The 20,025-nt window shown below is 31.8% G+C and carries 19 protein-coding genes; all 19 read left to right on the forward strand.

Annotation, left to right across the window (positions count from 1 at the left end):
- Positions 1–2 precede the first annotated feature (2 nt).
- On the forward strand, positions 3–1,844 hold the full coding sequence (locus tag ACTJIV_RS16850) for an acyltransferase family protein (RefSeq protein WP_440628814.1): 1,842 nt from the start codon (positions 3–5) through the stop codon (positions 1,842–1,844).
- Entirely contained in the window at positions 1,844–3,133 is a 1,290-nt protein-coding gene (locus tag ACTJIV_RS16855) for a nucleotide sugar dehydrogenase (protein WP_111956570.1), read from the forward strand. Before ACTJIV_RS16850 ends, ACTJIV_RS16855 begins: the two co-directional genes overlap by 1 nt.
- A 31-nt stretch (positions 3,134–3,164) precedes the next feature.
- Positions 3,165–4,421 (forward strand): oligosaccharide flippase family protein, encoded by a 1,257-nt coding sequence (locus ACTJIV_RS16860; protein ID WP_440628817.1) that lies wholly within the window; start codon positions 3,165–3,167, stop codon positions 4,419–4,421.
- Entirely contained in the window at positions 4,418–5,473 is a 1,056-nt protein-coding gene (locus tag ACTJIV_RS16865) for an EpsG family protein (protein ID WP_111956574.1), read from the forward strand. Before ACTJIV_RS16860 ends, ACTJIV_RS16865 begins: the two co-directional genes overlap by 4 nt.
- A 77-nt stretch (positions 5,474–5,550) precedes the next feature.
- Entirely contained in the window at positions 5,551–6,624 is a 1,074-nt protein-coding gene (locus tag ACTJIV_RS16870) for a glycosyltransferase family 4 protein (RefSeq protein WP_157963377.1), read from the forward strand.
- Positions 6,621–7,736: a glycosyltransferase family 4 protein gene (locus tag ACTJIV_RS16875; protein ID WP_440628819.1), complete on the forward strand. Its 1,116-nt coding sequence runs from the start codon at positions 6,621–6,623 to the stop codon at positions 7,734–7,736. Before ACTJIV_RS16870 ends, ACTJIV_RS16875 begins: the two co-directional genes overlap by 4 nt.
- A gap of 1 nt (position 7,737) precedes the next feature.
- A complete protein-coding gene (locus ACTJIV_RS16880) occupies positions 7,738–8,877 on the forward strand; it encodes a right-handed parallel beta-helix repeat-containing protein (RefSeq protein ID WP_440628821.1) in 1,140 nt (379 codons plus the stop codon).
- A 56-nt stretch (positions 8,878–8,933) separates the two neighbouring features.
- A complete protein-coding gene (locus ACTJIV_RS16885) occupies positions 8,934–9,929 on the forward strand; it encodes a glycosyltransferase family 2 protein (protein ID WP_440628823.1) in 996 nt (331 codons plus the stop codon).
- Between the two features lie 23 nt (positions 9,930–9,952).
- The gene (locus ACTJIV_RS16890; RefSeq protein WP_111956584.1) at positions 9,953–11,098 is read left to right on the forward strand and encodes an N-acetyl sugar amidotransferase; all 1,146 of its coding nucleotides are present in this window, start codon (positions 9,953–9,955) and stop codon (positions 11,096–11,098) included.
- Positions 11,095–11,709 carry an imidazole glycerol phosphate synthase subunit HisH gene (hisH, locus tag ACTJIV_RS16895; RefSeq protein WP_111956586.1) on the forward strand — a complete coding sequence of 205 codons (615 nt, stop codon included), beginning with the start codon at positions 11,095–11,097 and terminating at the stop codon, positions 11,707–11,709. Before ACTJIV_RS16890 ends, hisH begins: the two co-directional genes overlap by 4 nt.
- Positions 11,710–11,714: 5 nt before the next feature.
- Positions 11,715–12,479 carry an AglZ/HisF2 family acetamidino modification protein gene (locus ACTJIV_RS16900; RefSeq protein WP_111956588.1) on the forward strand — a complete coding sequence of 255 codons (765 nt, stop codon included), beginning with the start codon at positions 11,715–11,717 and terminating at the stop codon, positions 12,477–12,479.
- 2 nt (positions 12,480–12,481) lie between these two features.
- On the forward strand, positions 12,482–13,516 hold the full coding sequence (locus ACTJIV_RS16905; RefSeq protein ID WP_111956590.1) for a polysaccharide biosynthesis protein: 1,035 nt from the start codon (positions 12,482–12,484) through the stop codon (positions 13,514–13,516).
- Positions 13,517–13,556: 40 nt separating this feature from the next.
- Positions 13,557–13,973 carry a WxcM-like domain-containing protein gene (locus tag ACTJIV_RS16910; RefSeq protein ID WP_111956592.1) on the forward strand — a complete coding sequence of 139 codons (417 nt, stop codon included), beginning with the start codon at positions 13,557–13,559 and terminating at the stop codon, positions 13,971–13,973.
- Positions 13,970–15,088 carry a polysaccharide biosynthesis C-terminal domain-containing protein gene (locus ACTJIV_RS16915; protein WP_440628827.1) on the forward strand — a complete coding sequence of 373 codons (1,119 nt, stop codon included), beginning with the start codon at positions 13,970–13,972 and terminating at the stop codon, positions 15,086–15,088. The genes ACTJIV_RS16910 and ACTJIV_RS16915 overlap by 4 nt, the downstream gene beginning before the upstream one ends.
- A gap of 86 nt (positions 15,089–15,174) precedes the next feature.
- A complete protein-coding gene (gene wecB / locus ACTJIV_RS16920; protein ID WP_440628829.1) occupies positions 15,175–16,311 on the forward strand; it encodes a non-hydrolyzing UDP-N-acetylglucosamine 2-epimerase in 1,137 nt (378 codons plus the stop codon).
- The gene (locus ACTJIV_RS16925) at positions 16,311–17,522 is read left to right on the forward strand and encodes a glycosyltransferase family 4 protein (protein ID WP_440628831.1); all 1,212 of its coding nucleotides are present in this window, start codon (positions 16,311–16,313) and stop codon (positions 17,520–17,522) included. The genes wecB and ACTJIV_RS16925 overlap by 1 nt, the downstream gene beginning before the upstream one ends.
- Positions 17,519–18,415: an NAD-dependent epimerase/dehydratase family protein gene (locus tag ACTJIV_RS16930; protein ID WP_440628832.1), complete on the forward strand. Its 897-nt coding sequence runs from the start codon at positions 17,519–17,521 to the stop codon at positions 18,413–18,415. Before ACTJIV_RS16925 ends, ACTJIV_RS16930 begins: the two co-directional genes overlap by 4 nt.
- Positions 18,415–19,377 carry an MraY family glycosyltransferase gene (locus tag ACTJIV_RS16935; RefSeq protein WP_111956602.1) on the forward strand — a complete coding sequence of 321 codons (963 nt, stop codon included), beginning with the start codon at positions 18,415–18,417 and terminating at the stop codon, positions 19,375–19,377. Before ACTJIV_RS16930 ends, ACTJIV_RS16935 begins: the two co-directional genes overlap by 1 nt.
- Positions 19,378–19,386: 9 nt before the next feature.
- Positions 19,387–19,932, forward strand: coding sequence for a dTDP-4-dehydrorhamnose 3,5-epimerase (rfbC, locus tag ACTJIV_RS16940; RefSeq protein ID WP_440628834.1), 546 nt, complete (start codon positions 19,387–19,389; stop codon positions 19,930–19,932).
- Positions 19,933–20,025 lie beyond the last annotated feature (93 nt).

Genomic DNA, 20,025 nt, shown 5'->3' on the forward strand with positions numbered 1-20,025 from the left:
ATATGAATGATTTTAGGGCGGATATCCAGGGGTTAAGAGCTCTAGCGGTTTTTTTAGTGTTTATTTTCCATATTTCTTTTTCCTCTTTACCTGGAGGATTTCTAGGAGTAGATATTTTTTTTGTCATTTCTGGTTATTTAATTTCTGGTATTATTTTAAGCAAAAAAGAAAAAGGAAACTTTACATTTACAAATTTTTATATTGGAAGGCTTAAACGTATAGTTCCAGTCTACTACATTGTTTTAATAGCTGTACTAATTGCCGCAATTATTATCTATTTGCCAAGTGATATTTTGCAACTTAGAATGAACGCTTTCTGGTCTTCAATTTTTGCTTCAAACGTATATTTTTCTACTTTAGATACTTATTTTGGAGCATCAAGTATAGAGAATCCTTTTCTTCATACTTGGACGTTAGCCATCGAAATGCAGTTTTATTTTTTGTTACCGCTATTACTTTTCTTTGTCAACAAAAAATGGCTGCCAACTCTATTGATTATTCTAATAATTGGCCTTTTAGGTTATTCATTGTGTGGAACCTATTTGTTAGATCTTAAAAGCCAAATGTACTTTTCTTTACCAGCAAGAATTCCTGAGTTTTGTATTGGAGCTTTATTTGCAGTTAAACAAGATTATTTAAAGAAGGTTGGAAGTACAACACTCAATTGCATATCAGCAGTTAGTTTGATTATAATCATTGTTTGTTCTTTTCTATTTTCCGAAAAATCCGATTATCCTGGGTATTTGGTTATTTTTCCTTGTATAGCGACAGCGTTTTTACTCGTCAATAAAGTTAGTTTTATTAACAAGAAAATTCTTAGCAATAAAATAGCAGTGCATATTGGAGAATTGTCATATTCTATCTACTTATGGCATTGGCCTATAATGGCATTATATCGATATTACAAAAGTAGCAATGAATTTAATTTTAGTGAAATTGCTTTAATTACAGTCTCTACTTACTTGCTATCCTTATTCACCTATTATACAATAGAAAAATATTTTAGAAAAACAAATAACGTTAGGTTTTTTACTCTTTTCAGTATTCCTGTTATTACTCTTGGATTATTGACTGTGTTATTACCACGAATAAATACCTATTTTTATAAAATACCAGATAAGTATTCTCGACCGGTTTTTGGCCTTAAATCACATTCCTACGATTTTAAAGAAGTTGAAAGTTTCGGGAATCTAATTGAAAAAAGAGATTCAATTTTGTTAATTGGAGACAGTCATGCTTTAGCGTACAAGAATATTTTAAATAATCTGGGAAAATCACATTTTTTTAATTTCAGAACAGTAACAAATGATAGGTATCTTAATATTCCTGGTTTTACTGAACCTGATTTTTTAAATAAGGAATCGTTTATACAATATTCTAAGATAATGAAAGCTACCACTGAAGAAATAAAGAAAGCTAAAGTTATCTTCATTTGTTCAGTGTGGTTTGATGATTTGCCTACATTGCCAAGTGCACTAAATCAATTTTTGGGAAGCCTAGATAGCTCTCAAACAGTTATAGTCTTGCCAGACTACCCAACTCCTGATAATAATCCAATAAGAATTAATAGAGATTTTATTAAAAATCCTGACTCAAACTATAAATACAAAATTGGATATAAGCGCCTGCCTGCTAGAATCAAAAAAGTTTTGGAACGATACAAGAATGTACACGTGATCAATATTGATTTTAGAAGTAAATTAAAAGATATACCATTCAATAGAGACACATTAATGTATTATGATAAAGGACATTTAAATTTATATGGAACCGAAGTAGTATCTAAAGAATTTGATGAAGAATTTATGAATGGTATTAATAAAGCTTTACAAAAACATAAATAATGAAAGATTTTAAAATTGTGGTTATAGGGTTAGGATATGTAGGATTACCCTTAGCTCGCTTATTTGCAACTAAATATCCTGTGGTTGGTTTTGATATCAATCAACAAAGAGTTAAAGAACTAAATGAAGGGAAAGATATAACGCTAGAAGTTGAAGATGAGATTTTACAATCTGTACTAATAAAAGGAAATCCTTTTGAAGAAGGTGAAAATGGATTGTTTTGCTCAAACAGTATTACTGATATCCAAGAGGCAAATATTTATATAGTTACTGTTCCTACGCCTGTAGATAAGAATAACCGCCCGGATTTAACTCCTTTATATAAATCTTCTGAAACGGTAGGGAAAGTTCTTTCAGAAGGAGATATTGTGATTTATGAATCGACAGTATATCCTGGTGTTACAGAAGAAGAATGTATTCCCGTATTAGAAAAAGTTTCAGGATTAGTCTTTAACAAAGATTTTTATGCAGGGTATTCCCCAGAAAGAATTAACCCTGGAGATAAGGAACATACAGTGGAGAACATACTAAAAGTGACTTCAGGTTCTACACCGGAAATCGGCAAAATTGTGGATGAATTATACCAGTCTATTATCACTGCTGGTACGCACCTTGCTCCAACCATTAAGGTTGCAGAAGCTGCAAAGGTCATTGAAAATTCTCAGAGAGATATTAATATTGCATTTGTGAATGAGTTGGCAAAAATTTTTAATATTTTAGGCATTGATACCCATGCTGTTTTAATAGCCGCATCTACAAAGTGGAATTTTTTACCATTTAAACCAGGACTAGTTGGTGGTCATTGCATTGGAGTTGACCCATACTATTTAGCACAAAAGGCTCAGGAACATGGTTATCATCCTGAAATTATTTTAGCTGGTCGTCGATTAAATGATTCTATGGGTGAATATGTTGCTTCACAGATTATAAAAACAATGATCAAGAAAAATATTAAAGTTAATGGAAGTAAAGTTTTAAATTTAGGAATCACTTTTAAAGAAAATTGTCCAGATGTTCGAAATACAAAGGCTGTAGATGTAATAAAAGGTCTGAAAGATTATTCCTTAGATGTTATGACCTATGATCCTTGGGCAAATCCTTTGGAGGTAGCACATGAGTATGGACTGTCTATTTATAATGAAATTCCAGATGAAAAATTTAATGTTATTGTATTAACTGTAGCTCATAAAGAATTTGTAGATTTTGATTTTAAGAAATATCTGATTGAGGGCGGGGTAATCTATGACATAAAAGGCTTTGTCCAACAAGATAATGTCACAAGATTATAAATAATTTACGGGAAATGTAGTCAGTTTTATAATGGTAAAATTAATTAATTTTCTTCGAGAGGGATATAAAAATGAAAATGTTACTCAAGCTTTTGGGTTACTGGTTTCTACAATAGTAGGACTTGTTTTGGGCTTTGCAACCAATTCTCTTTTAACCCGTATCTTAGGGAAAGAACTTTATGGGGATTACGCATTGTTATTTAACATATATAGTTTTTGCCAGATAATTTTTAATTTCGGGATATTTTATACTATTTCAAGATTAGTTGCAATTAGTAATGATAAAGATAAAATAAGAGGTTATTATCTTGTAGGATTTTTCTTTGTTATAATACTTTTCATCCTAATGGCTGTGTCAGTTACAGTCTATGCGTTCTTTTCTGAAAATATGAATAAAAGCAGTTTTTTTAAAGTATTATTGATTTCTATACCACTTTCATGGATTTATTTGCTTACAACATTAAATGAAAATTATCTTCCCGGTGATAATAAGATCAACCTTTTGTCTTGGTCACGCCTGCTTCCTAAAATTTTTCTAGCAGGAATACTGATTATTATTTTCTTCTATTTTAAAAATGTAAGTCTTGTAACTATCGTTTTACTTAATTACCTTACCTTTATAATTGCTTATCTATACGTTTTTGTAAAAATTAAACCTACATTTAAACAGTTTAAAAGAAGGCTTTCTGAAATATTGGTTGGAAATAAGCAATTTGGTTTTGATATTTATTTTGGAGCCCTGATAGCTTCTGGTAGTGGAAGCTTATCTGGAATATTAATCAGCCATTTTGGAGTCAACAATATAGAAGTAGGCTATTATACATTAGCTACTCTGCTGGCCTCACCTTTGTCTATGATTCCCAATATTATTGCAACAACACAATTTAAAAATTTTGCGCAAAGCCAATTTATACCACGAAAGTTGATATTCATGACATTTGGATTAAGCATTTTTCTTATGTTATTTATTATATTTACTTCTAATCTTATAGTTTCTGTTTTTTTTGGGAAAGAGTATCTTGAATCTGTGGTAATGTTGCAATATTTATCCATAGGATTTGTTCTTTATGGGATAGGAGATTTTTTTAATAGATTTTTATTGGCAAAAGGAAAAGGAAAAGAACTTAGGAATGCATCATTTCTTGTTGGTTTTACGTTACTAATAGCAAACATTATATTTATCTATTTATATAGAGGTGCAGGGGCTGCAGTTGCCCGTATTTTATCAGGCTTAATGTATGCATTGGTAATTTTATATTATTATAGAAAAGAAATTAAAGGATTATGATTTTTGCAATTTTTGTTTTCCTTTTATTATTGTGTATTATTTTCCCAAAATCCAAGATTATTGCGGGATGTGTTTTCCTGTTTATTTGGCAATTATGGGGCTGGAATAGCTGGAATGGAGATTACGAGCAATATGAATATTTTTATAATACAATTGGAAAATTTGGATTAGATGTTATTGATGTTGAAAAAGGGTATGCAATATTTAATAGTTTTATTTATAGTTTAGGCCTCGATTTTCAAGGTTTTATGATTGTTTATTCTTTTCTTATTTTAGGAATAATACTATATTTTACGACCATATCACCGTATCCTGCGGCATTTGCCATTTTATATTTTATTATTTTCATTATGGATTACGTTTTTATGCGTAATTATATGACTAATGCATTATTCTTCCTCTTCTTAACACTTGTTTTTAACAACTCTAAGTATTTGATATTGAAATCGGTGATTTTATTATTACTGGCCTTTACATTTCATAATACCGGAGTATTTTACTTTACATTCTTACTCGTTTTAAGAACTAAAATGAGTATTAAAAAACTTTCTCTTCTTATTTTAGGAATAATTATATTGCTCGCAACCTCTATGACAATATTTATTTCGTTTATTGGAAACAAGTTAATTGCCGGGAAAATACTTTATTACGCAACTGGGGATAGCCCGATAGGCCCTGCTGCAAGCCATGCAGTTATTGTATTTGCATTGTTATTATTTAGTTATTATACCAGGAATAAACAACTCGATCTTTCCTTGGAAAAAGAGCGGATTATAATTTTATTCCAAAAAGTGAATATAATAACACTTATATATATTCCCTTGTACTTTTTTATTCCTGATTTTGGCAGGTTTTTTAGAGTATTATTTCCCATAGAATTATTTTTTATACTCTATTTGTTTTATTGCTACAAAAAAATCAATTTACGTGTCATTTTGGGCTTAATTTTAATAGGCATGTATTCTATTATTTTATACCAGTTTTTGTCAAGTACTCTGAAATGGACCTATTATCCATTGTTCGAATCTAACCTTATTTACAGCTCACCATGAAAATTATATTGATAGCATCATATTATTTTCCAATACACGATGTTTCATCTTTAAGAATCCATAGCTACTGTAAAGCAATGGCAAAAAAGGGAATAAATATACATGTACTAATGGTTTATCCGGCTCTAACAGAATGTCCTGAACAGGGAGTTTTTGAAGGGGTAAAATATACTTTTCTTTCAGATAAAAAGTACTATAATGGAAATTTTCTTGATAAATTGTATTTTAGATTCTTTGGCTTGAATAATATCAGAAAATTTATTTTTACTGAAAAAGTGGACGCAGTTTTATCTTATCATGATAATTTTCTTACTAATTTTTTTGTAAAACTATTTACCCTATTAACTTCTATACCATTTGTTATTGACAAGACAGAATACCCTTATGGATATTTTCAAATGTCTAAAATGAGACAATTATTAGAACGTTTAAATTTATATTTGTTTGATGGTTTTATAGTAATTTCAAATACGTTGAGAGACTTTTATTCTAAAATATCAAAGAATGTTTTTCTTTTGCCAATGACGATTGATCCCGATAGATTTGATGGAGTCTCTGGAGGAGAAGAGAGGGGGCAGTATATTAGCTTGACTTTTGGTGTACACAATCGGGACGGACTGTTTGACAGCATCATTACTTTTCATAAATACCTGAACAAATCACAAAAAAAATCTTTTAAGCTCTACCTAATAGGTGATTATAATACACTGTGCGAAAATTTCCCTGAATGCTATGCTATTAAAACATATGTTCAGGAAAATGGACTTGAAGATCGAGTTCTTTTCTTGGGTAGAAAGCCAATTGAGGAAGTTCCGGTAATTTTGTCTGGGGCTCAATGTTTAATTACCACACCTACAAAATATGTTTCCGGCGGTTTTCCTACGAAATTGGGAGAATATATGCTTTCCGGAGTTCCAATAGTAGCTACCAAAGCTGGTGAAATATCAGAGTATGTTACGAATAACTATGATATCTTTTTATGTAATGTGGGAGATTTGGACTGTATGGCAGATAAAATTATTTTTATTGAAAACCATCCTGAAAAAGCAATGATTGTAGGGCAAAATGCTCTGAACACGGCTAAATTTAAATTTAATGCCAATACATATATTAAAGGGATGCTGGAATTTTTAAATTCAATTAAGAAATGAAAATAAACAAGATATTAATTATCCCTAATGCAGAAATTACGAAAGTAAAAAATGATTTTGCTGTTGAAAAAAACACTGGAGAATTCGCAGCAGAATTGCAAAGGTTAGGCTCAGAAGTTACAATATATGGCCAAATCATTGACGAACCGAACAATATTCATGTCTATAAACTTAATGAAAATAATCTGAACGTTAAAGGGTTATATAGAAAATCTAACAAAATTCTGAATTATATATTGCTGTATTTGAGAGTTATCCCTGAAATAGTGAAATCTGATTTTGTTTACATTTTTTATCCTACAGCTTTTAAATATACAGCGTTTATTTGTAGTATATTACAGAAAAAATATGGACTTTATGTCAGAGGAATGGATGATATGCAAGGAAAGATTCCGTCATTGATATATAAACAGGCTGCTGTTGGATTTTGTGTGGCAGATTTTTTTACAGATAATATTAATACAATTGCTGGAAAACAAATTGCTTACACCATAAGACCAATGATTACGCTTACCGAAATGGATATTATTGTAGACAGGCAATATGAGAAAAGAAATTCTTATAAAATTCTTTATTTGGGTCGTATGACTAATGATAAAGGTATTTTGGAGTTACTTCATGCCGTGGCAGAGTTAAAGGAATCGAAATATAAATTCGAATTAAGTTTGGTTGGAGATGGAGAGTATTTTGATGAACTAAAGAAATTAGCAGATCATTTAAACTTACACGATATTGTGTCTTTTAAAGGGGCAACCTTTGATCCGCAGGAAATTCGCTGGCACTTTCTAAATTCGGATATCTACATATTACCTTCTTATCACGAAGGATTTCCAAGAACGTTATATGAAGCAATGATATATGGAACTCCCATCATTACTACATTTGTAGGAGGTATATCTTCTTTAATGAGAGATGGGGTAAATTGTATCAAAATTGAACCAAGGTCTATTAAAGATATTGTTTTATCTTTAACTTTTGCTTTTGAAAATTATGATCAATTTAGCCTATTAGCCTGCAAAGCTACAGAAATGGTAAGTAATTTGCTAGAAACAAGAAAATATTCGCATGCAATGGATGTACACCAATATTTAAATAACCTTCAAAAAGAATAAAATGAAAAATGACAAAATCTATAGAATTATTTTTTTTCTTTTCATTTTACTTTCATCCGATATCTCACCTCAATTTCAATATAGGAAAATTGATAATTCACTTATTTCAGCATTCGACAGAAGAGCTGAAATAAAAAAGATTAAATTGGAATTATTTTCAAAAGCCAAAAATCTTACAGATTATCTGCCTAAGAATTTTTCTAAAAAAGGAGATGTAAATTATACAAAATATTTACAGGTGGGAATTAATGATAATAAGAAAGTTATTCTTCCTGACTTTCCTGTACTTATCGATTTTAGAGGATTAAGATTACAGTCTAATTCTTCAGTTTTGTTTCAGGAAAATTCGAAGTTATTGCTGGAGCCCAATAGTGAAGAATTATACGGTTTGCTTTATATTGAAGGAGTAGAAAATGTAGAGGTATATTTTGCAAGCTTAGTCGGAGATAGAGATCAGCATAAGGGAAATAAAGGAGAATGGGGAATGGGTTTTTTTATCCGGAATAGTAAAAATGTAAAAATATACAATCCTTCTATTAAAAAAATGTGGGGCGATGGTATTTATGTGGGAAATTTGGATAGGCCTTCTGAGAAAATTGAAATAAATTATGCAGTGATTGATGATAATAGGAGAAATGGTATATCAATTGTGGCAGGGGAAAATGTGAAAATAAAAAATAGTTTAATTGCTAATACTTATGGTGCAGTTCCGCAATCTGGGATTGATATTGAACCAAATAAGCCGACTGATTATATTAATAATATTTTTTTAGAAAATATTGTTACTTATAATAATGCGGAAAGCGGGCTTATTTTTGCATTAGACAATTTACAAGGAAGTCGATTGGATCGTATAAAAATAGATGTTAATAACTTTGTAGATTATTTTTCAAATAAAGGGATTGAATTTTATGTGGATAGAGGATATAATAAATTTTTAGAACCTTTAAAAGGAACAATTAACATTAATAATATTAAGTTGTATAATAATAAATATGCGATGAGAAATGGTTATAGTTCAAAATCTAACATTCAGATAAATTTTAAAAATCTAAAAATTAATAACAAAAAGATAAATGCTAATAATTTGGATATTTTTGTAAAAAAAATTAAAGCTGGGGAAGAACAGATAATAAAATAACTTTTTAAGAGAGAGAATAAAAAACACTAAATTAAGATTAAAAATTATATATATTTATGTTCATATCCGTTATTATTCCAACATATAATAGAGTTGATACACTTTTTAAATGCCTTCATCATCTTGAAAACCAAAGTATTGGGACTGAAAATTATGAGGTGATTATTGTGGATGATTGTTCCACTGATAATACCCAAGAATTTTGCAAAAACTATACTTTAAAATCTAAAAATGTAAGATATATTCGTAATGATAAAAATCTGGGGCAGGCAACAACCAGAAATGTTGGAATTAGAGTTTCGAAAGGGGATATAGTACTGTTTTTGGACAATGACCTATTAATGTCAAATACATTTCTAGAAGCGCATTTAAAGCTTTATAAGGTAAAACAAAACGAAAATATAGCGATTGTTAGTAATGTAACTTATCAACCTAACGATCTTGATAAAACAAATTTTGGACGTTTTATTCAAAGCAGAGCGATAGGATATCGTTCCGAAAAATATATGCGGGGAATTGATTTATCAGATTTACCAAGTAATTTTTTTGCGGGAGGTGGTTCTTCCTGTAAAAAGGATGACGCTTTTAAAATTGGGCTTTTTGAAGAAGGATTAAAAAAATATGGATCCGAGGATGAGCTTTTTGGATATAGGCTTAGAAAAGCAGGATTTAAAATAGTATTTTGTACAGAAGCGAAGTTAATTCATTATGATAGCAATATCCTTCCTCATTATTGGAGAATTAAGTACAAAGAGTTAGGAAGATATAGTCTAAAAACACTAAAAGAAAAAGAGCCTGAATTAATTAAAAACTCTTTATATGATTTATTAATGCCTGTGAATACAAAAAAAGAAAGTTTGAAGAAAACCTTATCTAAATTAATGATAAAAATATTGTGTTCTTCTTTTTTTCGTGTACCAGCTGAGAAGTTTGTTTTTGCAACAGATGGCAACAAAAAATTTTATATCGATATAATATATAGATATGTTACAATGGCATGGATAATAGAAGGATTTAATTCTAATAAACAAATTAAAAAAGTTGAATATTAAAAAACTCAAATAGAATATTGAAAATGGTGAATAACAGACTATATCAAATTTGTACTAAGACAATAATGGATACTACCGATCCAAATATCATTTTCAATGAAAAAGGTGAAAGTGATTATTATACAAATTTCAAAGAAAATATTGAACCCAACTGGCATACAGATCAGAGCGGATATGACGAGCTGATGAAAATTGCAGATAAAATCAAAAAAACCAGTAAAAATAAAGACTTCGACTGTATTATTGGCCTTAGTGGCGGCCTGGATAGTTCATATGCAGCATATGTTGCAAAAGAAATTATGGGCATACGTCCACTGATATTTCACGTAGATGCAGGTTGGAATACTGATAAAGCGGTAGGAAATATTGAGAAGTTGATTAATGGTCTTAATCTCGATTTATATACAGAAGTAATTAATTGGGAAGAGATGAAAGATCTGCAGGTAGCATTTTTGAAATCTCAAATTTCAGATCAGGACCTTCCCCAGGATTATGCATTTTTCTCAGGACTTTACAAATTTGCGAAAAAACATAAGATCAATTATGTGCTTACAGGTGGGAACTTTTCCACAGAATGTTGTCGTGAACCAGAAGAATGGGGAGGTTTTCCAGGTATTGATACGACTTTAGTAAAAGATATTCACTCTAAATTTGGTAAGAGACCTTTAAAAACATTTCCATTAGTTGATATTCTTTCTTACAAGATTTATTATAAATACGTCTATGGTATGGAAGTTTTTAAACCGCTTAATTTAATTCCATATATCAAAAAAGATGCAGAAAATCTTTTGGAAACTAAATTTGGCTGGGAACCTTTTCAACACAAGCATCACGAATCAAGGTTTACAAGATTTTACGAAGATTATTGGTTACCTAGAAAATTTGGCTATCAAAAAAGAAAGGCTCATTTCTCTTCTTTGATTCTGACTGGACAAATGACTAGAGAAGAAGCATTAGATAGAGTTTCAAGACCTGAACTCTCTGAAGAGTTCTTACAAAAAGAATTTGAATATGTAGCTAATAAGCTGGATTTAACAAAAGAGGAATTACAACAAATTTTTGAAGGTGAAAACAAAACCTACAAGAATTATAAAAATAAAATGGGCATCATCAAGCTTGGAGCACAGGCTATGCAAAAGCTTGGATTAGAAAAAAGATTATTCAGATGATAACACTTATAGATTATGGTGTTGGTAATATCAACGCCTTTGTCAATGTATATAAAAGAGTGAATGTTCCAGTAAAAATTGCAAAAACAAAAGAAGATTTGCTAAATGCACAAAAGCTGATCCTGCCAGGGGTAGGGCATTTTGATCATGCCATGTCTCAGCTTAATAATTCTGGTATGAGAGAAACGCTTGATGAATTGGTCTTGGATAAAAAAGTTCCGGTAATAGGTATTTGCGTAGGGATGCAAATGATGGCTAATAATAGTGATGAAGGAAATATGGAGGGGTTAAAATGGATTGATGCCACTGTTAAGAAATTTGATGAAAGCAAAATCAAACAAGTTACCCGTCTTCCTCATATGGGGTGGAATGATGTGAAGCCGGTTAAAGACCTTGATCTTTTCAGAGGTTTAGAAAAGGATGCTATCTTTTATTTTCTCCATACCTATTATTTTGAATGCAACAGCCGGGAAGATATTATGGCTATAACTGATTATGGTGGCGAATTTGCGTCAGCTGCTCATCATGAAAACAAATATGGTATACAGTTCCATCCGGAGAAAAGTCATTCTTACGGAGAAATATTACTTCACAATTTTGCTAAACTCTAATAAAGATGCTTAGACCGAGAATTATACCAAGTTTACTGATACAAGATAATGGACTGGTAAAAACTGTTAATTTTAAAAATCCGAAATATGTTGGAGATCCTATCAATGCCGTTAAAATTTTTAACGAAAAAGAAGTTGATGAATTAGCTATTTTTGATATTGATGCAACTACTAAAGGATTAGAACCAAACTATAGTCTGATCGAGAGAATTGCTAATCAGTCTAGAATGCCGCTGTGTTATGGGGGAGGAGTTAAGACATTAGAACAAGCTCAACGGATTTTTGGATTGGGAATTGAAAAAATTGCTCTGTCTTCAGCGGTACTGGAACATCCAGATCTTATTACCAAGATTGCCGATAGAGTTGGAGCTCAAAGTGTGATTGTAGTTTTGGATGTTAAGAAAAAACTATTCGGAGGCTATGAAGTTTATACTCATAACGGTAAAAAAGGAACCGGAATTAATCCTTTCGAGTTTATTGAAAAAGCACAAAGATTAGGAGCCGGAGAAATTGTAATTAATTCTATAGATCAAGATGGTGTGATGAAAGGCTATGACATGCCACTGATTGATAAAGCCAGAGAAAAAACATCACTTCCAATGACTGTGCTAGGGGGAGCCGGAAATCTGGATGATATTAAAAAAGTTATTAATAAACACAAAATAATAGGGGTTGCAGCAGGAAGCCTATTTGTTTTTAAAGGAAAATACAAGGCTGTTCTGATTAACTATCCTATTAAAGAAGAAAAAGAAAATTTATTAAGCAAATAATTATGCAAATTCAAAATAAAACACTTTTGATTACCGGTGGTACTGGTTCTTTTGGAACAGCTGTGCTTAACCGTTTTTTAGCAACTGATCATTTTAAAGAGATCCGTATTTTTTCCCGTGACGAAAAGAAACAAGATGATATGCGGAATCTTTATAAAAATGAAAAAATAAAATACTATATTGGTGATGTTCGTGATTACAATTCTGTAGAACCAGCAATGCGGGGGGTAGATTATATTTTTCATGCAGCGGCATTAAAGCAGGTTCCTTCCTGTGAATTTTTCCCCATGCAGGCTGTAAAAACCAATGTAGAGGGGACTCAAAATGTTATTCGCGCTGCTGCAGCAAACGGAGTGAAAAAAGTGATTTGTCTTTCTACGGACAAAGCTGCATATCCTATTAATGCTATGGGAATTTCCAAAGCAATGATGGAAAAAGTAGCGGTTGCTGAAGCAAGAAACCTTACAGATACTGTCGTATGCCTTACACGATATGGTAATGTAATGGCATCAAGGGGTTCAGTTATTCCATTATTTTTGAATCAAATTCAGAAAGGAGAACCGATTACGATCACAGATCCAAATATGTCTCGTTTTTTTATGTCCCTAGAGGACGCCGTAGATTTGGTATTATTTGCTTTTGAAAATGGAAATTCAGGAGACTTATTTGTGAATAAGGCACCGGCAGGGAGTATTGGTGATCTTGCAAAAGCGTTAATTGAATTAACAGGAAAGGAGGTTCCGATTAAGATCATCGGAACAAGGCACGGTGAAAAACTGTATGAAACGTTGTGTACACGCGAAGAAATGATGAAAGCAGAGAATATGGGAGAATTCTATAGAATTCCAGCAGATAACCGTGATCTTAATTATGCTAAATATTTTTCAGAAGGTGAAAAAGATATCTCAAAAGTAGAAGATTATCATTCTCATAATACTGAACAACAGGATGTGGAAGGGCTCAAGAAGCTCGTTTCTTCTTTACCCTTAATACGGAAAGAAGTTTTTGGAGAGGATGTGATGCAATATCCTTATTAAGATTTAATCTCTTTACTGTAAAAAATTATAAAAGGAGATTATGATGCTTAATAAAGGAAATAAATTTGAAGACGAAAGAGGAATTATCAGGTTCAATAATGATTTTGATGCCTCTGCAGTTAAGAGAATCTATATGATAGAGAACTCACAGATTGATTTTGTAAGAGGATGGCAGGGGCATGCAATAGAACAACGTTGGTTCTCTTGTATCAAAGGAAGTTTCAGAATTGCTGTTATTCAGGTTGATGATTTTGATCATCCATCATTAGACTTAATAGCCGAATATTATGATCTTAGGGAAGACACATTAGATTTCCTTTATATAAAGGCCGGTTGTATAACAGCTATCAAAGCAGCAGAAAAAGACAGTAAGTTGTTAGTGCTTGCTGATTATGGATTAGGAGAAATAAAAGATGAATACCGTTTTCCCCTGAATTACTTTAATATTAAACTATGAAAAAAATAGGAATCACTGGCCAAAATGGTTTTGTTGGCCAACATTTATACAATACTTTAGGCTTATTTTTTGAAGAATTTGTACGTATTGATTTCCAAAAAGAGTACTTTGAAGACGAAACCCAATTAGATGCTTTTGTCTCAAAATGTGATGTTATTGTGCATTTGGCTGCAATGAATCGTCATGAAAATCAAGGAGTTATTTATGAAACCAATCTTGATTTAGTTGAGAAATTATTAAATTCATTAAAGAGAGCGAAGTCTAAAGCACATGTTTTGATTTCATCATCTACTCAGGAAGAACGTGATAACCTTTATGGAAGATCCAAACTCGAGGGTCGCAAGGCCATTGTGAACTGGGCCAATGAAAATGGAGGAAAAGTAACAGGATTAATCATTCCTAATGTTTTTGGTGCATTTGGAAAACCATTTTATAATTCATTTATTGCAACGTTTTGCTATCAACTAACCAATGGAGGTAATCCCAAAATTGATAATGACGCAGAGGTGAAATTGATTTATGTTCAGGAGCTGGTTATGAAAATAATTGCAGAAATCCGTTCAGCACAAAGCCAGGAGGAGGTAATAGTTGAAGCAACTTCTACAAAAAAGGTTTCAGAAGTTTTAGCTTTACTGAACGATTTTAAAATTAAATATTTTGATGGAGGAGAAATACCTGTTTTAAAAGATCAATTTGAACATAATTTGTTTAATACCTACCGTTCTTATATTAACCATAAAGAACGTTATCCAGTAAAATTTGTACAACATACTGATCCAAGAGGAGCTTTTGTGGAAGTAATCCGTTTAGGAATTGGTGGGCAGTGTTCATTTTCAACTACAGTGCCGGGTATTACCAGAGGTAATCACTATCATACCCGAAAAATAGAACGTTTTGCAGTAATAAAAGGAAAAGCATTAATTCAGTTAAGAAAAATTAATACTAATGAAGTTTTGGATTTTTACTTAGATGGAACAGAGCCCGCTTATGTAGATATGCCGATTTGGTATACTCATAATATCAAAAATATTGGAGATGAGGAGCTGTATACCATTTTCTGGATTGATGAACCTTTCAATCCGGAAGATTCTGATACATACTTTTTGGAAGTATAGTATTTCATTAGAATAACTTCAATTGAAAAATTAAAAAAGGCAGAAGTAACAGCTAAAGCATTAGCAATGGCTAAACACAATGAAAAATGAAGAAACTAAAAGTGATGACGGTCGTAGGTACACGGCCTGAGATTATTAGACTATCAAGAGTATTATCTGCTTTGGATGCTTCCGAAGCTGTAGAACATACTATTGTCCATACAGGGCAAAATTATGACTATGAGTTGAATCAGATCTTTTTTGAAGATCTGGGCTTACGTAAACCAGACTATTTCCTGGAAGCAGCAGGAAAAACAGCCACCGAAACCGTTGGGAATATCCTGATCAAAATTGATCCGCTTCTTGAAAAACTTCAGCCTGATGCTTTCCTGGTTTTAGGAGATACCAACTCTTGCCTTTGTGCAATTCCGGCAAAGAAAAGACAGATCCCTATCTTTCATATGGAAGCAGGAAACAGATGTTTTGATCAGAGAGTTCCGGAAGAGACTAACCGTAAGATTGTAGATCATACGGCGGATGTCAATCTGACGTATTCAGATATTGCCCGTGAATATTTATTAAGAGAAGGTCTTCCTGCAGATAGAATTATTAAAACAGGATCACCTATGTTCGAAGTATTGAACCACTATTTACCGGAAATAGAAAACTCTGATGTTTTGAAGAGATTAAACCTTGAAGAAGGAAAATACTTTGTAGTATCCTCGCATAGAGAAGAAAATATTAATTCGGAAAAGAATTTTAACGGTTTAATGGAAAGTCTTAATGCTATTGCCGAAAAATTTGGATATCCTATCATTGTTTCTACCCATCCCAGAACAAGAAATATGATAGATAAAAAGCAGATTGCAGTAAGGCCTGAAATTCAGTTTTTAAAACCATTGGGCTTCCATGACTATAATGCATTGCAGATGAGAAGTTATGCTGTGCTGTCTGATTCTGGAACAATTTCCGAAGAATCATCTATCCTTAATTTCAGAGCTCTTAATATCAGAGATGCTCACGAAAGACCCGAAGCTATGGAAGAAGCATCAGTAATGATGGTGGGACTTTCTCCGGAAAGAATTTTACAGGGACTGAGCCAACTTCAACAGCAAAAAACAGGTAAAGAAAGAAACTACAGATCCGTGTCTGATTATTCGATGCCAAATGTGTCTGAGAAAATGGTACGAATTATCTTAAGTTATACCGATTACGTTAACAGAGTAGTTTGGAGCAAAAGGTAATGAAGATATTAATCGTAACTCAGTATTTTTATCCGGAAAATTTTAAAAGTAACGATCTTGCTTTTGAACTTCAGAAAAGAGGACACGACGTTACTGTTTTGACAGGTATACCCAATTATCCTGAAGGAAAAATTTATGATGGATATAGTGTTTTCAAAAAAAGGAAACAGAAAATAAATGGGGTGGAAATTATACGGGCATTATTATTACCCAGAGGAGTTGGAGGAGGAATCAGGCTTTTCCTTAACTATTTTAGCTGGGCCTTTTTTGCTTCTTTAAAATCAATAAGGCTTTCATATACTAAAAAATTCGATGCTGTTATTGTTCATGAACCTTCTCCCATTACTCAATTTTATCCGGCTTTAATGGTTAAAAGAATTCAAAAAACACCTGTTTATTTCTGGGTGATGGATCTTTGGCCTGAGAGTTTAGAAATTGCAGGTGGAGTAAAGAATAAGTTTATATTAAACTTTTTTAAAAGAATGGTTCAGAAATTCTATAACGAATCTGAAAAGATATTGATTACTTCCAAAGGTTTTAAAAAATCAATATTAGAAAAAGGAGATTATGATCATAAAATTGAGTATTTTCCTAATTGGGCAGAGGATACTATTTCTTCTGGGAATCTTGATTATCCTATACCAGTTCTTCCGGAGGGGTTCAAAGTAATGTTTGCAGGAAATATTGGAGAAGCTCAGGATATGGAAAGTATAATGGGTGCAGCATTAAAACTTAAAGATAGGCATTCCAATATTAAATTTATTTTAATAGGGGACGGTCGTAAAATGCCATTTGTTCAGGATTTTATTAAAGAGCATCATCTTCAGGAAACTGTGTATACATTGGGAAGATTTCCTGTTGAAGCCATGGCTTCTTTTTTCAGTGCTGCAGATATACTGCTGGTTAGTCTTAAAGATGATCCAATTTTTAATCTTACAGTTCCGGCTAAAGTTCAGGCATATATGAGTTCAGGAAAACCTATTATGGCTATGCTTAACGGAGAAGGATCACAAAATATAAAAGAAGCGGATTGTGGATTTGTTGTTCCTGCCGGAGACGGCGGAAAACTTGCCCAGGTACTAAAAGATGCAGCTCAAAAAAATGTGGAGGAACTGAACAGAATGGGATTAAACGGCAAGTCATTTTATGAAAAGAATTTCAAACTGGAAGAATGCATCTCAAATCTTGAAAAAATAATCTCACGAAAATGAAAGTTATAATTACGGGAGCGTCAGGGTTTGTAGGAAAACACCTTTCAAAATTTTTAAAAGGTAATAGTTATAACCTTCAAAGCCTTTCATTACGAAAAGAATGGGGACTAGAAAGAGACGCAGATGCAATCATTCATCTTGCTGGAAAAGCTCACGATACAGCAAATACTTCTTTCGAAGAAGAATACTTTAAAATAAATACTGAACTTACAAAAAAACTTTTTGATGATTTTTTGGTTTCAGATATCAAAGATTTTATTTACTTCAGTAGCGTAAAAGCAACAGCAGATACAGTTGATGGAATTTTAGATGAAGAACATGTCTCTGTTCCTAAGACACCTTATGGAAAATCTAAGCTTTTTGCTGAAGAATATTTATTATCTAAAATCCTTCCTGAGGGAAAGAGATTTTTTATAATCCGTCCATGCATGATACACGGTCCTGGAAATAAAGGGAATCTGAATCTACTATATAGAATTGTAGAAAAAGGTATTCCATGGCCATTAGCCGCTTTCGAAAATAAGCGTTCATTTCTGAGCATTGATAATTTAAATTTTTTAATATATGAATTGCTTAAGAATAAAAGTATTTCTTCCGGAATTTATAATTTTGCGGATGATAAAAGTATTTCTACAAATGATTTGATAGAAATTATAGGAAAAGCTTCAGGTAGAAAAAGCATATTGTGGAGGCTACCTTCTGGAATTATTTCTTCACTTGCAAAATTAGGTGATACATTAAAGTTGCCTTTAAACTCTGAAAGATTAAAAAAACTAACGGAAAGCTATGAAGTTTCCAATGAAAAAATTAAAAAAGCTTTAAATATAAAAAATATGCCTGTCTCTGCAGAAGAGGGCCTTCTTAAAACAATAAAAAGCTTCAAAAACACATAATGGAATATATAGTTATAATAATTGTTTTATTTATTGCAATGCTGATTTATTTCAGAATTGCCAATAAATATAGTATTATTGATAAACCCAATCACAGAAGTGCACACACCCAGGTTACATTAAGAGGAGGAGGAATTATTTTTCCAGTAGCATTTGTTATTTTCTGTCTTTTCAATCTTAATGAAGCCATACAGAATTATTGGTCCTTCGGGTTAGGACTTTTAGCCATATGTATAATCAGTTTTATTGATGATGTTAAGACTTTATCAAATAAAATCAGACTTTCAGTTCATTTGGCTTCAGTAGTTTTACTTTTATATTTTACAGATGCTTTTGCCCTGATGCCTTTCTGGGTATGGCCAATATTGTTTGTAATTATAATTGGTACCCTAAATGCTTATAATTTTATGGATGGAATAAATGGAATGACAGGCATTTATAGTCTTATAACTCTGAGTTCATTAGCATATATTAATAAGAATATTATCCAGTTTACAGATGAGAATTTCATATTGTATTCAATTTTAGCGTGTTTTGTCTTTCTCTTTTTTAATTTTAGAAAGAAAGCGAAGTGTTTTGCCGGAGATGTTGGGAGCATGGGGATTGGCTTTTGGGTAATAGGTCTTATTACGCTTCTTATCATGAGGACAGGGGAATACAAATATATATTGTTACTTTCAATTTACGGGATGGAAGTAGTCCTTACAATTACTGAAAGAATATTATTAAAAGAGAATATTTTTGAAGCACACAGACGGCACTTATACCAACTTTTGGCCAACGAGAAAAAAGTTTCACACTTACTAATAAGTTCAGTTTATGCTGTTTGTCAATTGTTAATTAATATATTCTTAATTCATTCACAACTTCCTGTTTGGATCATTATTTTAATTATATTTATTCCTGCAGGCGGAATTTATTTAGGGTTAAAATGGAATTTGAAAAAAAAATATAATTTATAGAAGTATACCATGAAAATAAAAGAAACTCCACTTAAGGACTGTTATATTATAGAACCGACTATATTCGAAGATGATAGAGGATATTTTTTTGAAAAATTCAATGAAAAAAAATTTGAAGAGCTTACCGGTTTGAATGGACATTTTGTTCAGGATAACATTTCAAAGTCATTATATGGAGTACTTAGAGGGCTTCACTTGCAGAAAGGAGACCATGCCCAAGCAAAATTAGTTTCCTGTTTAGAAGGGAAAGTGTGGGATGTTGCGGTTGACCTCAGAGAAGATTCTCCCACTTTTGGTAAATGGTACGGAATAGAGCTTACCGCAGAAAATAAACTACAAATGTACGTTCCTCGTGGATTCGGACATGGATTTTCAGTGTTAAGTGAAACTGCAGTTTTTACTTATAAATGTGATAATTTTTATAATAAAGAATCTGAAGGAAGCGTGAAATTCAATGATCCTGATCTTAACATAGACTGGAAGATTAATGAAAAAGATATGGTACTTTCGGAAAAAGATCTAAATGCACCAAGCTTTAAAGAGAAAAATTTTTAAATAATATATTGATAACCACTTTCCTAAAGTGGTTATTATTTTTTACACCTCACTCTTTTATATTTTGTATCTTTGCACACTCAAAATCAAAAC

The sequence above is a fragment of the Chryseobacterium sp. 22532 genome, assembly GCF_052044665.1.
In the GTDB taxonomy this organism is placed as follows: Bacteria; Bacteroidota; Bacteroidia; order Flavobacteriales; family Weeksellaceae; genus Chryseobacterium; species Chryseobacterium lathyri.